Genomic DNA, 15,507 nt, shown 5'->3' on the forward strand with positions numbered 1-15,507 from the left:
TTCGCTGCGTAACTCTCAGGACATTGCAGAAATGGACCTGAGACCATGCCGCGTATGATTGCCCTTGTTTCCGCGCTCTTCCTGTGCGCCCCGGCCTTTGCCGAAAGCTTCAAACCGGTCACCAGCCGCGACACCTTCATATCCCTGATGCAGAACAGGGAGCTGACGCGCTTCGGCATCAACCTCACCGTCACGCCCGACGGCAAGATCGACGGGCGCGCGTTCGGGCGCGACGTCAGCGGCGCATGGCGGTGGCAGTCAGGATATTTCTGCCGTGATCTCTACTGGGGAAGCAAGAACCTCGGCCCCAATTGCCAGGCCGTGAAGGTCCAGGGCCGCACCGTGCGCTTCATCTCCGATCAGGGCGCAGGCGACCACGCCGACCTGACCCTGCGCTGAGGCGCCGGCTCAGAAGTCGATCGCCAAGCCCTTCTTCTCCCAGTCGCCATAGCGCACAGGCTCCGGCCCCTTGCGGCCGCCGAGCTCCTTCGGCATCTCCAGCTCGCCAGCCTTCTTCCGCCGCTCCTCGGCCTCGGCCAGTGCGCGTTGCGCTGCGAGGGGCAGGTCTTTCTTCTCGGGATCCATGGTTTGGCTTCCTTCGGCTTGGTGCCCCTGATATAGCCCCCGCCTGTGCAAAGGCCAAGGACCGCGCGTCATGTCACCCAAACCCAGCTCCCCCCGCGCCGCCGCGGTCAGCCTGCTTGACGAGATCATGGGCGAAGGCCAGCTGATGTCGGACCTGACCGAGCGCAAGGCCTTCCAGCGCCTCGCGGCCCAGGACCGGGCGGCGGCCCAGCGTCTTGCCACGCAAACCCTGCGCGGGTTGGAACGGGCCGACCGCATCCTCGACCGGCACCTGCGCAAGCGGCTGCCGCTTGGCATCAAGAACATCCTGCGGCTTGGCACGGTCGAGCTCTGCCTCGGCGGTGACGCGCATGGCGTGGTGAACGAGTTGGTCGCGCTGGCGCCTCCGCCCAAGGGCCGCGGCAACTATCGCGGCCTGATCAACGCGGTGCTGCGCAAGGTCGCCGAAGACGACGTGCGACGCTGGAACGACCTGCGCATTCCGCGCCTACCCGGCTGGTTGCGCGACCCGCTGGTAGAGGCCTGGGGCAAAGGCGCGATCAACGCGATGGAGAAGGCGCATTTCACCGGCGCACCGCTGGATCTCACCGCCAAGGGCGATGCCGCCGAGCTGGCGGGGAAAGTCGGCGGCACCGTGCTGCCCACCGGGTCGGTCCGCGTGGAAAACGCCGGCCAGGTCTCGCGCATGGAGGGTTACGAGCAGGGCGCATGGTGGGTGCAGGACGCCGCCGCCGCCCTGCCGGCAAGGCTGCTCGCCGCGCAGCCCGGCGAGCGGGTGCTCGACCTCTGCGCCGCGCCGGGCGGCAAGACCCTGCAACTCTCCGCCGCCGGGGCGGAGGTAACGGCCTTGGACATCTCCGAACGCCGCATGGCCCGCGTGAAGGACAACCTCGAGCGCACCGGCCTTACGGCCTCCATGATCGTCGGCGATGCGCTGGAGCATGAAGCCGAGCCCTACGACGCCATCCTCCTCGACGCGCCCTGTTCCGCCACCGGCACCATCCGCCGCCACCCGGATCTGCCCTTCGCCAAGGATGGCTCGGAATTCGGTGACCTCATCGGGCTTCAGGCCCAGATGATCGACCACGCCCTCACCCTTCTGAAACCCGGCGGGCGGCTGGTCTTCTGCACCTGCTCCCTGTTGCCGGACGAGGGCGAATGCCAGGTGGAAGAAGCGCTCTTGCGCCACGAAGGGCTGACCGTCGACCGCACCGCGCTGAACCACCCCGGGATCGACGAGAAATGGATCACCGAGGAAGGCGGCCTGCGCCTGCGGCCCGATTACTGGCCCGAGCTTGGCGGGATGGACGGCTTCTATATCGCCGTGCTGCGCAAACCCTAGCGGAAGCTGCCGAACGGGATATAGCGCACCGTGTCACCGGGGCCGATCTCGGCCGCGCCATCGGGCAATTCCACCAGTCCTTCTGCCCAGCTCAACCCGCTGATCCGGCCCGAGCCTTCCGACTTGAACACCTCTGCATGGCCATCGCGCATCCGGGCGCGCAGGTATTCCCGCCGCCCCGGTTTTTTCGACTTCGAGAACCCCGCCGGCACGTCGAACCCCTGCGGCGCGACCCAGCCCTGCCCGGCCATCAATGCCATCGCCGGGCGCGCAAAGACCAGCGTGCAGACCATCGCCGCCACCGGGTTGCCCGGCAGGCCGAACACCGGCGTGCCACCCCAGACCCCCAGCGCCAGCGGGCGGCCGGGCTTCAGCGCGATCCGCCATTCGGCCATCGCGCCCGCCTCGTTCAGCAGGGCCGACACGTGGTCTTCGTCACCCGACGACGCCCCGCCTGACGTCAGGATCACGTCCGCCTCCGCCGCGCCCCTGTCCAGCGCGGCGCGCAACGCATCGCGACTGTCGGGCACCCGGCCCAGATCGAGCGCGCGATAGCCGAACTCTTCCACCAAACCTGTCAGCATCGGGCGGTTCGCGTCAAAGATCTGCCCCTCGCCCGCCTCGCCACCGGGCTCGACCAGCTCGTCGCCGGTCGAGATCACCGCCACGGTCAGTGGCTCGTATGTCACGACCTCCGCAATCCCCACCGCCGCGCAAAGCGCCATGTCAGCCGGCGTCAGCACGCGTCCCGGCGTCAGGATCGTGTCACCTTCGGCCACATCCTCCCCCGCCTTCCGGGTATTCGCGCGCGCCTTCAGCCCGCCGCGAAAGGCAATCTCGCCATCCCCCACCCGCACGTCTTCCTGAAGGATCACGGTATCGACCCCCTGGGGCAGCGCCGCGCCGGTCAATACGCGCACGGCAGACCCCTCGGGCACGTCGCCCGGGAACGGCTTGCCCGCGGCAGACCGCCCCTCGACCAGCGGCAGCACCTGGTCGCCCTCGCCAAGCGACGCATGGGCGAACCCGTAGCCATCGACCGCGGTATTGGCCTGCGGCGGGTTGGCGCGCTTGGCCACCACGGCTTCGGCCAGCACCCGGCCGCGGGCCTCGCCCAACACCCGGCGCGTCGTGCCTACCACCGGCTGCAACCGGCTGCGCAAAAGGTCGAGCGCTTCGTCCACCGGCGTCCAGTCAACCCCGGCGGGCAGGGCAAAGCAATCGTCGCGCAGCGGCGGCGGCTTCAGCGTTTCGCCCGCCGCGCGGTTGAGCTTGTCTTCGTGGTCCAGTCCCATGATCCAGCCCTCTTCCGGCGCCTCGATGGTTAACATGGCATCGCGGTCGTCCGGGTGCAAACCCGCCACGGCCCGCGCCAGCAACCGAACCTGGTGCGCATCGCGAATACCACCCGCCGCCTCGGCCTGTTTGACCACCTTGTTGATCAGCCCCGGCCAGATTTCCACGAAGGCCACAGGCGTTTCCAATGGCTCGAACGGCCAGACCGCCACATGCGGTGCCAAGCGACGGCGCAGGCGGTTCAGCACCGGCAATCCGGTCAGAATCTGCCCGCCCACGGCCCCGGCCCCGCCCAGCTGCCAGCACGTGAAGGCGCCCGGCGTGCGCTGCTCCGCCACGCGCCGCTCGGGCAGACCGTGGCCCGCCCGGCTGTCCTTGCGCGGCAAGCCTGGAATGTCGCGCTTGAGGCCGTTGAACCAGAACGGGCCGATGCCGGGGAACCGCGCATTGATCGCCGCCGCCACGTCGAAGCGGTTGTTCGCTCTCGGGCTGTCCTCGATCCGCTCTTCCAGCCAATCCCAGACGGCAAACGGGCCGGCCCGGCCCGTCAGGCCCTCGGCAAAGCCCACGGGAAATCCGAACGGAAAATCGTACCCCACGAACAGCCGCCGACCCGCTTCCAGCTCCTGCTCCATCAATCCGGCAATGACGGCTTCCGCTTCCATACGATTACGTATGTAGATCGGCGCCTTATCCAAACCATCCCGCGTCACCCCCATCCAGATCGCATCCTTGCGCGGACGCGGGCCGGTGTCGCTGCCGCCTGACCAGTCGATCACGGCGACGGTGTCGAAATGGCTCACAAGCCAACCTCGCGCAGGATGAAATCGGCGATGGCGCCCGTGTCGTTCAGGTCGAAGACCGGCCGGTCAAGATCGAGCGCCGTGTCGGAGGCCACGGCCCGCACCGTCGGGTCATCGGTCGCAATAAGCGGGTTGCCCGTCTCGGCCCGGTGCGCCTCGACCTTGGGGTGCGCATCGCGCTTGTAGCCTTCGACCAACACGAGGTCGACCGGCCCAAGCCGCTGCAACAGCTCCTCCAGCGTCGGCTCCTTTTCGTCGCGCAGCTCGTGCATCAGCGCGATGCGCTTGCGCGAGGCCAGCAGCACCTCGGTCGCCCCGGCAACCCGGTGGCGATGGCTGTCCTTGCCGGGCTGATCCACGTCGAACGTGTGATGCGCGTGTTTGACCGTGGAAACGGAAAATCCCCGCCCGGTGACCTCGGTCACCAGCCGCTCCATCAACCCGGTCTTGCCGGCATTCTTCCAGCCGACGACGCCGTAAAGCCTCATGCCTGCCCCCCGGCCATTGCTTGTGCCTTGTCGAGATCCTCGGGCGTGTTCACGTTGAAGAACGGCTCGCCCGCCTCGTCGAACAGCGCCTCGCGGCCGTCATGCCGGTCGGTCCACATCACCACCTTGCGCAGCCCGTCCTGCAAAGCCGCCCGCAGATCGTCGCGCAGCGCCACGGGCCAGAGACCGAAGGTCGGCTGCCGCCCATCGGGCGTCGCGGCCAATGCGAGCGGTTGCTCCATGTCCTTCGCCGCGACTTGCAGACGCGAAACAAGGTCGTGCGGAAAGAACGGCGTATCGGCCGCCACGCTGACAACGCTCTCCGCCCCCTGCCCGGCGGCCCAGTCGAGCCCCGCCAGAACCCCGGCCAGCGGGCCGGGATAATCGGCAATGCTGTCCGGCAGCACGGGCAGGCCGAGCGCCGCGAACCTCTCCGCCTCGCCATTCGCATTGATCGCCATGCCGGCCACCTGCGGCGACAGCCGGGCAATCACCTGATCGAGAATCGTACCCTCGCTCAAAGGCAAAAGTCCCTTGTCGCCCCCGCCCATCCGGGTGGCCTTGCCCCCGGCCAGTATCACGCCCAGTGGCTGTTTCATGCGCCGGCACTCTTGCGGCGGTGTTTCTTGTCCTCGTCCGGCACGCTGTCGGGGTCCACGTCCCTTACCAACCGCTCTTCGCCCGCCAGGCACACGAACCTTTTGCCCCGCATCCGGCCGACCAGCGTCAGGCCCACTTCGCGCGCAATCTCCACGCCCCAGGCCGTGAAGCCCGACCGCGACGCCAGCGCCGGAATACCCATCAGCGCCGTCTTGATTACCATCTCCGACGTCAGCCGCCCGGTGGTGTAAAGCAGCTTGTCGTCCGCGCTCACCCCTTCCGAGAACATCCAGCCCGCGATCTTGTCGACCGCGTTGTGCCGCCCGACATCCTCCATGTAGACCAGCGGCTCGCCGCCCCGGCAAAGCACCGTGCCGTGAATGGCCCCCGCTTCGAGATACAGAGAGGGCGTCCGGTTGATCACAGACGCCAGTCGGTAAAGATCGGAGGTCTTCACCTTCAGGTCCGGCAGGCGCACCTGCTCCAGGCCCTCCATCATGTCGCCGAAGACCGTGCCCACGGCACAGCCGCTGGTGCGCGTCTTCTTCTTCAGCTTCTCTTCGTAATTGGTCTGCCCGTCGGTGCGCACGACGACGGTTTCGAGATCTTCGTCGAAATCGACACCGGTCACCGTCTCGTCGGCGGCAAGCATCCCCTGGTTCCGCAGGAACCCCAGTGCAAGGTATTCCGGGTAATCGCCGATCGTCATCGCGGTGACGATCTCCTGCCCGTTCAGGAAAATCGTAAGGGGCCGCTCCTCGACCACCGCGATTTCGGCGGGCTGGCCGGCATGGTCGACCCCCTCCACCTTGCGCGTCAGCCGCGGGGCGCCCGGGTCGGGCGCGATGATGTAGGCCGGAAGATCGTCGGTCACGGGCAATTGCAACTCCTTCCGCTTGGCGATAGGGCAAGCGTATCGAGGGCAATCTAGGATTTTCAGGTGCCGACGGAAACCACGAAATCTATCTTCTGGAGCGGCGTGCGCGATGCGGCCCCGTTCATTCTGGTGGTGGGCCCGTTCGGCCTGCTCTTTGGTGTCGTGGCAACCGAGTCGGGGCTCAACGTGCTGGAAACCATGACCTTTTCGATCCTGGTCATTGCCGGCGCGGCCCAGCTTACGGCGCTGCAGCTGTTGACCGACAATGCGCCGACGATCATCGTGATCATCTCGGCCCTGGCAGTGAACCTCCGTATGGCGATGTACTCGGCCTCGCTCGCCCCCTATATCGGGCCGGCACCGCTCTGGCAGCGGGCCTGCGCGGCCTATTTCCTCGTCGATCAGAGCTACGGCCTCGCCATCCTGAAATACGAGGCCTATCCGAAATGGAACGTGCGGCAGCGTATGGTTTACTTCTTCGGCACCATCGCGCCCGTCTGCCCGTTCTGGTACCTGGCCACGCTGACCGGTGCGCTGATCGGCACCTCGGTGCCCGACTGGCTCGCGCTCGACTTCGCCATGCCGATCACCTTCATCGCCCTGATCGCGCCGGCGCTGCGGACGCGGGCGCATGTCGCCGCGGCGCTCGTGTCGATCGTGGTGGCCCTGTCCCTTGCGTTCCTGCCCTACAATCTCGGGCTTCTCGTGGCCGGCATCGCGGGGATGATGACAGGCGCCGAGGTTGAACGCCGAACCGAAGAGTGGGCCAAGGCATGATCGACACCGCAACCATCTGGATCGTCATCGCCGCGCTCGGCATCGGCAGTTATTTCTTCCGCTTCTTCTTCATCGGCCTGATCGGCGACCGGCAACTGCCGGCATGGGTCTTGCGGCACCTGCGCTATACCGCCGTCGCCGTGCTGCCAGGCCTGGTGGCCCCGCTGGTGGTCTGGCCGCCCGCAACCGGGGGCCAGACAGATGCCCCCCGGCTGGTGGCGGCGCTGGTCACGATCGCGGTCGGACTCTGGACGCGGAACGTGCTGCTGACCATCACGGCGGGTGCGGCGGCGTTGTACCTGGGGCTCTACCTCGCGGGCTAACGCCTTACCGACCGTCATAGCCCTTCTTCTGCGCCTGGTAGAGCTGGGAATAAAGCCCGGCCGTCTCGAGCAGCTCGTCGTGCCGGCCCTGTTCCACCAGCTGCCCGGCCTCCAGCACGAAGATCCGGTCGGCATCCGCCACCGACGACAGGCGGTGCGCCACCACGATGGTGGTCTTGCCCTTGGTCAGCCGGCCCAGCGCCGCCTTGATCCGCTCCTCCGTCGCCTGGTCGAGCGCGCTTGTCGCTTCGTCCAGCAACAGGATCGGCGCGTCGCGCAGGAAGGCGCGCGCAATGGCGATGCGCTGCTTCTGCCCGCCCGAAAGCTGCGCCCCCTTCGGCCCCACCGGCGCATCGCCCCGGCGGCGGATCAGGTCGGCGATCTCGGCATCCTCGGCGGCGCGCCAGACATCCTCTTCCGTGGCCTCCGGGTTCACGTAGCGGATGTTTTCCCAGATCGAATTGTTGAAGATCACGATATCCTGCGCCACCACGGAAAACGCCCCGCGCAGGCTGCCCACTTTCAGGGTCTCGATGGGCTGACCGCCGATGGTGATCTGCCCGCCCTTCACGTCGTAAAGCCGCGACAGCAGCGACAGGATCGTCGTCTTGCCCGACCCGGTCGCACCAACGATGGCCGAGACCTGCCCGCCGCGGAACGTCATGTCGAGCCCCTCGAACAGCGGCTGATCCTCGGAGTAGGAGAAGGTCACGTCATCCAGCACGATATCGCCGCCGGTATCGAAATCCTCCACCGCGTCGGGGGCGTCGTTGATGCTGGGCTGCTCGTCGTAAAGGCTGCGCACCCGGTCGAGCAGCACGAGGTTCGACTGCAACGCCCCGAAATACTGCGCCAGAAGGCGGGCCGGGTCGAAGACCATGACCATGCCCAGCAGGAAGGTGATGATCCCCGCGCCATCGACGTCGAAATCGGGCGACAGCACCATGTAGCCACCGCCCCCGATCACCAGCACATAGACAAAGGCCGAGCTGAGGTCGATCGACGGCATCACCAGCGCCTGCGTGGTCTGCACCCGCTTCATCAGGTCGCGGATGGCGCCTGTGCCCTTCATCAGCCGCCCGGCCTCGACCTGTTCCTGGCTCGCGATCTTGACGGTGCGCATGCCGTTCACCGTCTCTTCGATGCCGTTCATGTAATCGGCCAGCGCCCGCTCGGCCTGTCCCTGCGCCTGCTTCACCCGGTCGGAGACGAAGTTCATCACCCAGATGATGAAGGGCAGCACGACAATGGCGGTGGTGAACAGGATGGGGTTCTTCCAGATCAGGTAGCCCGACACGATCACCACGGTCACCGCATCGCGCACGGCGCCGGCGGTCGCGAGGCCGAAGAACACGCCAAGCTGCTGGGTCTGCGTCACCAGCCGGTGAATGATCTCGCCCGACTTGGTGCGCTCGAAATAGGCAAGGTCGAGCGACATCAAATGCCCGATCAGATCGCGCCGCATCTCGAAGATCGCCTCGTTCGACAGCCGCACCGTCACCAGCGGCACGAGGTACGACATCAACCCGCGCACGGCGAAAAGGAAGAAGACGCCAAGACAGACCAGCACCAGCTGCCCGACCTCGCCGCTTTCGAAAATCACCCGCAACCCGCTTTCCGTCATCGACAGGAACTGCTGGTAAACCAGCCCCTGGATCAGGATCATCAGCAGAACGGCGCCCAGCCACGGCGCGCGCTTTTTCAGGTAGCCTAGCCAGAGCCAGCGCAGGTTGCTGCGGTCCTCGGGCGAAAAGATCGGCTCGCGTTTTTTCTTGGCTTTGTCGGTCATGGACGGCCTTCAACGGGGTTCCGCCTGCCTATAGTGGGTTCCGGCGGAAAGGTCAGCCCAAGATTTTATGCCTCCGGCGGGGATATTTCTGGCCAGAAGAAGCCGCGGATCGGCTGCAGCTTCTTCTTGGCGCAAATATCCCGGGAAGCCTGCGAACGGGCGAAGCCCCGGGAAGGGGGCTGGCCCCCAATTTACCGCAACCCGTCCTCGCCCTTCACCTCGTCGACGGTCAGCCCGCCCATCCGGTCATGCACCCGGCCGCCGCGCGACATGGCGAGAATAAAGAGCAACTCCCCCGCCCGCGGACCATCAGGAAGGCCCACCTCCATCGCGTCGAAATGGCTGCGCACGTAAGCGGCGTTGATATGCCCCAGCGGCACGTCGATCCGCGTCCCCGGCCCACCCTGTTTCATCGCCGAAGGCACGATGGCCTTCGCCTCGCCCAGCCGGGCGCGCATGGCATAGCCGCCGGGGACGTGCCAGAGCGCGGTATGCTCAAGCTCGCCGCCCTCGCCCGCCATCGCCGCCTTTCCGTAACCGTCGATCCCTTCGAGCCCGCCCATCGCCTCGATCAGGCGCTCGGTCATCATCAGCCCCAGCGGCTTGAGGTCTTCCATCGCCGGCTGCAGGTCGGCGGTATACCCCCCGGCAAATGGGTTGGCGACCAGCGCCGCGATGGCCGCGCGGCGGCGGGGTTTGTCCGGCGCCGGGCCGCCGTCATGGTGGATGTCCTCGATGAAAAGCGCGGTCTTGCGCAGGGTGAACTCAGGCATGGGCGGTGTCTTTCATATGTGACAGCAATTGCGGCCCGAGGCCGCGCACGACGCCGCTGAGACTGAGCAGGGCGCCCTGGATGAGGCCGCGGGCCTGAAACGTATCGGCCAGCGCGGCGCCCGCGGCAAGGGCCGCGGTGATCTCGCTGTCGGTCAGCGGCCCAACGGCGGTGGTCACCGGCCTATCTCCAAGGTCGCTGTCGGGCGCCAGTTCGCTGGCGGGCGAGCGGATCACCGAAGGATGCCCCGGCAGGTCGACCGCATTGGCCAGCAAGGTCGCCGCCGCATCGGCCAGCGCGGCCGAGCGCGCCAATACGGTCACGCTGTCGGCAATACCCAGAGAATGACTGCGCCCGCCCCGCCCCGACGTGGCGATCCCCCGGATCGGGTCGCGCCGGCGGATCTGGATCGAACCGCCGGTGGGCGAGGCCACCGCCGCCTGCATCCGCTGCCCTTTCGCCAGGTAGAACGCGACGTCGCCACCGTTGTTGACATAGGCCTTGTCGACTCCCTCGCCGTCGCAGATGGCCGCAAGAATGGTTTCCGCCCCGGCCCCCGCCACCGCCGCCATCGGCGTGATGAAGGTCGAGGCGAAGGGAAACGTGGCCTGCACCATGCGCCGCGCAGTTTCCCCCTCGGGCATCCGGCCCTGCCGCGAGCGCAGGCGCGGCAGCTCGGCGGCCAGCTCCTCGAGCAGGGTTTCGAACCGGCGCGCCGCGCGCTGCAGGGCCGTCTCGCGCCCCGGCCCGGTCACATCGGCGATCATGTCGATCGGCCCGTGATGCAGGTGCAGGCGCCGCCCATCGGGCAGGAAGCTGATCTGCGGGCCCGGCATCAGCCCTTGCCCCGACGCGTATCGCTGACCGCGCGGACGGCGCCGCCGTATTCGCCCCCCGTGGCCAGAACGTCGGCCACCGAGCGCACCTGTGCGTCATGCCCGCCCAGCGCGCGGTAATGCTCCCGCTCCAGCGTGAATTCCAGCGGCGCCACCAGCGCCGGCGTCGGCACGTGACCGAAGGAGCCGTCGGGCATTTTCGTGACGTCCACCATCAGGGTGATCCCCCCGCCCGGCCAGACAAAAACCGGCGCGCCGCCACAGGTGACATGCGTCTTCAGCGCCTGCACCGAGCGGGTCAGCTGAACCGGGTTCTTCGTCACGCCCGAGCGGAGAGACCCGCCCGCGCCCGCCTGGAACATCACCGTGCACAGCGCCGGCTCGCAATTCTCGGCGATCAGGTCGACGGAAGGTTTGAGCGTATCGGGCAACGGCGCCGGCTGCGGTTCGAGGTTATCGTCGAGCACGTAATAGCCGTATTGCTCGCCCGTGGTCGAAACCATGAGCATGGTCAGCCCCGGCCGCGCGCCCTTCTTGGCCAGCCACGGGTTGAGGATGGTCAGCGGGTCTTCAATGTCCGTCCCGCCCCAGCCACGCCCCGGCTGCGCCACTTGGAAATACCGGCCGGGCGTCGAGCGGCGGCCCTTGATGCGGATGCCGGTATCGGGCCAGTCCAGCACCTTGCCCGCCTGGTGCTCGCTGACGACGCCGGTGATGTGGTCGTCGACCACCACCACCTCGTCGACCAGCCCGTGCCATTGCGAGGCGAACATGCCGATCGTCGCCGAGCCGCAGCCGACGCGCATCCGCTCTTCGCGGTGGCCATCCACCACCGGCGGCTGCCCCGCCTGCACCTCGACCGTGGCGCCACCGTCGATGGTCAGCTCCACCGCCTCGCGATTGCAAAGCTTCAGCAACGCATCGCAGGTCACGCGCCCTTCCGCCTTGCTGCCGCCTGTCAGGTGTTCCACCCCGCCGAGCGACAGCATCTGCGAGCCGTATTCCGACGTCGTGACATGCCCGATCGCCTCGCCCTCGGCGCGCACGGTCGCGGCCTCGTGGCCCAGGTGCCGGTCGGTGTCGATCTTCACCTTCACGCCGCAATAGGAAAAGATCGCCTCGGTCACGACGGTGATGAAATCGGCGCCCTCGACTTCGCGGCTGACGATGAAGGGCGCGGGCTTGTAGTCGGGATAGGTCGTGCCCGAGCCCACGCCCGAGACAAAAACGTCGTCACCGCCCACCATCTGCCCGTCCCATTCCGTCGCCATGAAAGGCCGGATCTCGCCGCCCTGTTCCACCCGGCGGTGCAGGATCGTCAGCGGATCGCACCGCACGATGCGCCCGTTTTCATTGGCATAGCGGTCACAGGCGCCGACCTTGCCCTCGGCGATGTAGCACATGACGGGGCAGGCGTCGCAGCGGATCTTCTCCTCGGTCTGCCTGCGCTTTTCGGTCATCCCTGCGCCTCTCGGATCGCGGCCAGCACGCGGTGCGGCAGGGCGGGCAGCTTGGTCACCTTCGCCCCGGTGGCATGGCGGATGGCGTTGAGGATCGCCGGGGCGGTGGGGATCAATACATGCTCGCCCAGCCCCTTCAGGCCCATCGGCCCTTCCGGGTCGGGCACCTCGACGAAGATCGATTTCACCTCGGGCATGTCGCCGGTGGTGGGGATCAGGTAGTCATGCAGGTTCTCGGTGCGGCCGGGGATGTATTCCTCCATCAGCGCGAGGCCGAGGCCCTGGGCCACGCCGCCCTCCACCTGCCCCTCGGCCAGCAGCGGGTTCACCACGCGGCCAAGGTCATGCGCGGCGGTGATGCGGGTGACCTTGACGGTCCCCAGTTGGGTGTCGACCGTCAGTTCCGCCATCTGTGCGCCGAAGCCATAGACGGCATAAGGGCTGCCCTGCCCGTTCTCGTCGAGCGGGCTGGTGGGCGGGTCGTAGGTCTCTTCAGCCGCGAGGACATAGCCGTGCGCGTCGGGGGGCAGGTCGCCAAGCGTTACCTGGCGCTCGCCCCGATCGTCGGTGACGGTCAGTGTACCGCGCTCGAGCGAAATCCGCGCGTCTTCCGCCATGTTGCTCAACGCGAGAATCCGGCCCCGCAAAGCCTGTCCCGCGAGCAGCGCCGCCTTGCCCGTCACATAGGTCTGGCGCGAGGCGGAGGTCTTGCCGCAATCGGGTGTCAGGCCGGTATCCGGGCCGATCAGGCGGAACTGCCCCACCGGCAGGCCCAGCGCATCGGCGCAGATCTGGGTAATGACGGTGTTCGAGCCCTGCCCGATATCGGTGGCGCCCTGGTGCAGACACAGCTCGCCCTTGGCGGTGATGCCGACGCGGATCGTCGAGGGGTTGGGCAGGCCGGTATTGCCGCAACCGTACCAGCAGGAGGCGACGCCGACGCCGTGGCGATAGCGGCCGCCTTGGGCGTTGGCTGTCTCGGCATTGGCCAAAGCCTCCTCCCACGGGGCCTTCAGCGCATCGAGGCAGGCCGCGATGCCGACGCCGTGCAGCACCTGTCCACAGACAGTCGACTGACCGTCCTGCAATGCATTCAGCCGGCGGAAGGCAAGCCGGTCGAGCCCGGCTTTCAACGCCAGATCGTCGTACAATGCCTCCTGCAGGATCGCCGCCTGTGGTACGCCGAAGCCCCGGAACGCGCCGGAGATCGGTTCGTAGGAATGAATCGCCCGCGCCTCGGCGGCATAGTTGGGCGTATAATACGGCCCCGACGCATGAACCGGCACGCGTCCCGCCACCGTCGGCCCCCAACTGGCATACGCGCCCGTATTGAAATCGCCGTCGAAGATCAGGCCGGTGATCCGCCCGTCGGCATCCACCCCGGCGCGGCCCGTCATCTTCGACGGGTGGCGCTTGGTGGTCGAGGCCATCGATTCCGCGCGGGTGTAGATCATCCGTGCCGGGCGGCCCGTCTTCATCGCGACGAGGCCGATGAGGGGTTGCAACGACAGGTCGAGCTTGGCCCCGAAACCGCCGCCCGCCGCCGCCGGGATGATCCGCACCTGTTGCGGGTCGAGCCCGAGGATGCGGGCGGTGTCGTCGCGGTCCATCACCGGGGCTTGGGTGCAGGCCTGGATGACCAGCGTGTCGCCTTCCATCCAGGCCACGCCCGCCTCGGGTTCGATATAGGCGTGTTCGATATAGGGCGTCTCAGCCTGCGCCTCGGCCACGTGAACGGCATTGGCGAGGGCACCGTCTGCATCACCGCGCCGCACGACACCGGCGATCAGCAGGTTGTCGGGGCGGTTGTCATGGACGAGGGCCGTGGCGTCGGACTGCTCCCACGTGATCGGGAAAGTGGTCAGGTCGAGCGCCTCGATCACGCCCGCTTCGCCTGCCACCAGCGCCACCGCCTCGCCACGCAGGCGGGCGCGGTCCTCGGCCAGCGCGGGCTGGTCGGCGAAGGGGGGGATGGTGCCGTAGATATTGGCGCCGGGGATGTCCTTGGCGGTGAAGACATGCACCTCGCCGGGCTGGGCGGCGCGCCATGCGTCGATGTCGCCGAGGGTGAACCGGGCGGGGGCAGACGGCGCACGAACGGCCCGGACGAGCAGCGTATGCTCGGGGCAGGCATCCGCACCATAGATCTCGGTGCCGGCCACCTTGGGGCCGCCGTCGAGGCGTTCGACACGGGCGCCGACGGCATGGCCTGCCTCGGGCATCTGCGCGGGCGCACCCGGCGCGGCATCCAGCACGGCGTCGATGATCTTGGCATAGCCTGTGCAACGGCAGAGCACGCCGCCAAGAGCTTCTTCCGCCTCGGCGCGGGTCGGGTTGGGCCTGTCCTGAAGGAAGGCCGTGGCGGTCATCAGCATGCCCGGCGTGCAGATCCCGCATTGGGCTGCGCCGTGGCGGAGGAAGGCCTGCTGCAAAGCCGTCGCCTGCAACCCCTCGACCGTCTGCACGTCGCGCCCGCCCACCTGGGCAAGCGGCGTCAGGCAGGCGCAGACCGGCGCGCCATCGAGCAGCACCGTGCAGGCCCCGCAATCGCCGGCGTCACAACCGACTTTCGTGCCGCGCAGCCCCAGCCCCTCGCGCAGCACTTCCGACAGGCGCCGAGACGGGTCGGCGGGCAGCGTGAGAGGGTTGCCGTTGATCGACAGGCTTATGGTGCCGGTGGCGCGGTTCATGCGGCGGCCTTTGCCGGTTGGGTGAGGTCGTCGATGGCCCGGCGCAGCAATTCCGCGGCGGCATGGGCGCGGTAGGGTCCATCGGCGCGGATATCGTCGATGGGCGACAGCGCGGCGGCGACGGCCGCGTCGGTGATGTGCTGTGAGAGGCCCGAGGCAGACTGGCCCGCGAGGGTGGCTTCGAGGCGGGTCAGGCGAGTCGCCACGGCACTGCAGGCGCCCACCGCAAGCGCGGCATCGCGCACCGTGCCGCCCTCGATATCCAGCCGCACGGCGACCATGGCGATGGAGATTACAAGGTACTTGCGGGCGCCGAGCTTGAGGAAGCGGGAGGTGCCTCGGGTGGCGGCCTCGGGGATGGTGATGGCGGTGACCAGCTCGCCGGGTTCGAGCGCGGTTTGGCGCGGACCGTTAACAAAGTGTGAAAGGGGGAGCGTGCGCGTGCCGGTGGCGGAGGCAAGCTCAACCTGAGCGTCCAGTGCCATCAGGCAGGGCATGCCATCGGCCGCCGGCGACGCGTTGCAGATATTTCCGGTCACCGTGCCGGAATTCTGAATTTGCACCGACCCAACTTCGCGCGCCGCCTGTTTCAGCATGTCGAAAGCGGGCGGCAGGTCGGCGCGGATCACGTCGGTCCAGCTTGTCGTGGCGCCGATGCGGATTCCACTTTCGTCACGGCTGATCCCCCGCAACCCGGGAATGCCGGTGATGTCGAGCACAGGCCCGGTCAGCGTGCGGGCCTGCGTGGCCGGGAACAGGTCTGTGCAGCCCGCGGCGATCGTGACTGGCCTCTCCGCCAGCACGTCGAGCGCGCCCTGCAGCGTGTCGGGCCGGTGATAGGCGGCCACGTGTCTCTCCCTGTCTGTCTT

General features: G+C 67.7%; 15 protein-coding genes. 4 read left to right on the forward strand and 11 right to left on the reverse strand.

The window, feature by feature from the left end; genetic code table 11:
* The first annotated feature begins 45 nt into the window (after nucleotides 1-45).
* Nucleotides 46-399 (forward strand): hypothetical protein, encoded by a 354-nt coding sequence (locus RIdsm_RS24740; RefSeq protein ID WP_057812509.1) that lies wholly within the window; start codon nucleotides 46-48, stop codon nucleotides 397-399.
* A gap of 9 nt (nucleotides 400-408) precedes the next feature.
* Here RIdsm_RS24740 and RIdsm_RS24745 read toward each other — a convergent pair whose 3' ends face one another.
* Nucleotides 409-585 (reverse strand): DUF1674 domain-containing protein, encoded by a 177-nt coding sequence (locus RIdsm_RS24745; RefSeq protein WP_057812507.1) that lies wholly within the window; start codon nucleotides 583-585, stop codon nucleotides 409-411.
* A gap of 70 nt (nucleotides 586-655) precedes the next feature.
* Here RIdsm_RS24745 and RIdsm_RS24750 point away from each other — a divergent pair, with 70 nt between their 5' ends.
* Nucleotides 656-1,927, forward strand: coding sequence for an RsmB/NOP family class I SAM-dependent RNA methyltransferase (locus RIdsm_RS24750; protein ID WP_057812505.1), 1,272 nt, complete (start codon nucleotides 656-658; stop codon nucleotides 1,925-1,927).
* Here the strand turns inward: RIdsm_RS24750 and RIdsm_RS24755 are convergent.
* The 4 genes from RIdsm_RS24755 to fdhD are packed head-to-tail and all read right to left on the reverse strand — an operon-like array spanning nucleotide 1,924 to nucleotide 5,994.
* Nucleotides 1,924-4,026, reverse strand: a complete 2,103-nt coding sequence (locus RIdsm_RS24755) for a molybdopterin-binding protein (protein ID WP_057812504.1) — start codon at nucleotides 4,024-4,026, stop codon at nucleotides 1,924-1,926. The two genes, RIdsm_RS24750 and RIdsm_RS24755, sit on opposite strands and share 4 nt — an antisense overlap.
* Nucleotides 4,023-4,514, reverse strand: coding sequence for a molybdopterin-guanine dinucleotide biosynthesis protein B (gene mobB, locus RIdsm_RS24760; RefSeq protein ID WP_057812502.1), 492 nt, complete (start codon nucleotides 4,512-4,514; stop codon nucleotides 4,023-4,025). The genes RIdsm_RS24755 and mobB overlap by 4 nt, the downstream gene beginning before the upstream one ends.
* Nucleotides 4,511-5,113, reverse strand: a complete 603-nt coding sequence (gene mobA / locus RIdsm_RS24765; RefSeq protein ID WP_057812500.1) for a molybdenum cofactor guanylyltransferase MobA — start codon at nucleotides 5,111-5,113, stop codon at nucleotides 4,511-4,513. The genes mobB and mobA overlap by 4 nt, the downstream gene beginning before the upstream one ends.
* Nucleotides 5,110-5,994: a formate dehydrogenase accessory sulfurtransferase FdhD gene (gene fdhD, locus RIdsm_RS24770; RefSeq protein ID WP_074939932.1), complete on the reverse strand. Its 885-nt coding sequence runs from the start codon at nucleotides 5,992-5,994 to the stop codon at nucleotides 5,110-5,112. Before fdhD ends, mobA begins: the two co-directional genes overlap by 4 nt.
* A 60-nt stretch (nucleotides 5,995-6,054) precedes the next feature.
* Between fdhD and RIdsm_RS24775 the strand changes: the two genes are divergently transcribed.
* Together RIdsm_RS24775 and RIdsm_RS24780 are read left to right on the forward strand one after the other, a co-directional pair.
* Entirely contained in the window at nucleotides 6,055-6,768 is a 714-nt protein-coding gene (locus RIdsm_RS24775; protein ID WP_057812497.1) for an AzlC family ABC transporter permease, read from the forward strand.
* Nucleotides 6,765-7,091: an AzlD domain-containing protein gene (locus RIdsm_RS24780; RefSeq protein ID WP_057812495.1), complete on the forward strand. Its 327-nt coding sequence runs from the start codon at nucleotides 6,765-6,767 to the stop codon at nucleotides 7,089-7,091. Before RIdsm_RS24775 ends, RIdsm_RS24780 begins: the two co-directional genes overlap by 4 nt.
* A gap of 4 nt (nucleotides 7,092-7,095) precedes the next feature.
* On the opposite strand, the gene RIdsm_RS24785 is transcribed toward RIdsm_RS24780, so the two are convergent.
* The 6 genes from RIdsm_RS24785 to RIdsm_RS24810 form a co-directional block, all read right to left on the reverse strand.
* Entirely contained in the window at nucleotides 7,096-8,880 is a 1,785-nt protein-coding gene (locus RIdsm_RS24785; protein WP_057812493.1) for an ABC transporter ATP-binding protein, read from the reverse strand.
* A gap of 191 nt (nucleotides 8,881-9,071) precedes the next feature.
* Nucleotides 9,072-9,653: an amino acid synthesis family protein gene (locus RIdsm_RS24790; RefSeq protein WP_057812491.1), complete on the reverse strand. Its 582-nt coding sequence runs from the start codon at nucleotides 9,651-9,653 to the stop codon at nucleotides 9,072-9,074.
* A complete protein-coding gene (locus RIdsm_RS24795; RefSeq protein WP_057812490.1) occupies nucleotides 9,646-10,488 on the reverse strand; it encodes a UPF0280 family protein in 843 nt (280 codons plus the stop codon). Before RIdsm_RS24795 ends, RIdsm_RS24790 begins: the two co-directional genes overlap by 8 nt.
* On the reverse strand, nucleotides 10,488-11,948 hold the full coding sequence (locus tag RIdsm_RS24800; protein WP_057812488.1) for a hypothetical protein: 1,461 nt from the start codon (nucleotides 11,946-11,948) through the stop codon (nucleotides 10,488-10,490). Before RIdsm_RS24800 ends, RIdsm_RS24795 begins: the two co-directional genes overlap by 1 nt.
* Nucleotides 11,945-14,638 carry a molybdopterin-dependent oxidoreductase gene (locus tag RIdsm_RS24805; protein WP_057812486.1) on the reverse strand — a complete coding sequence of 898 codons (2,694 nt, stop codon included), beginning with the start codon at nucleotides 14,636-14,638 and terminating at the stop codon, nucleotides 11,945-11,947. The genes RIdsm_RS24800 and RIdsm_RS24805 overlap by 4 nt, the downstream gene beginning before the upstream one ends.
* Nucleotides 14,635-15,486, reverse strand: a complete 852-nt coding sequence (locus RIdsm_RS24810) for an FAD binding domain-containing protein (protein ID WP_057812484.1) — start codon at nucleotides 15,484-15,486, stop codon at nucleotides 14,635-14,637. The genes RIdsm_RS24805 and RIdsm_RS24810 overlap by 4 nt, the downstream gene beginning before the upstream one ends.
* Nucleotides 15,487-15,507 lie beyond the last annotated feature (21 nt).

Source organism: Roseovarius indicus (assembly GCF_008728195.1).
GTDB lineage: Bacteria > Pseudomonadota > Alphaproteobacteria > Rhodobacterales > Rhodobacteraceae > Roseovarius > Roseovarius indicus.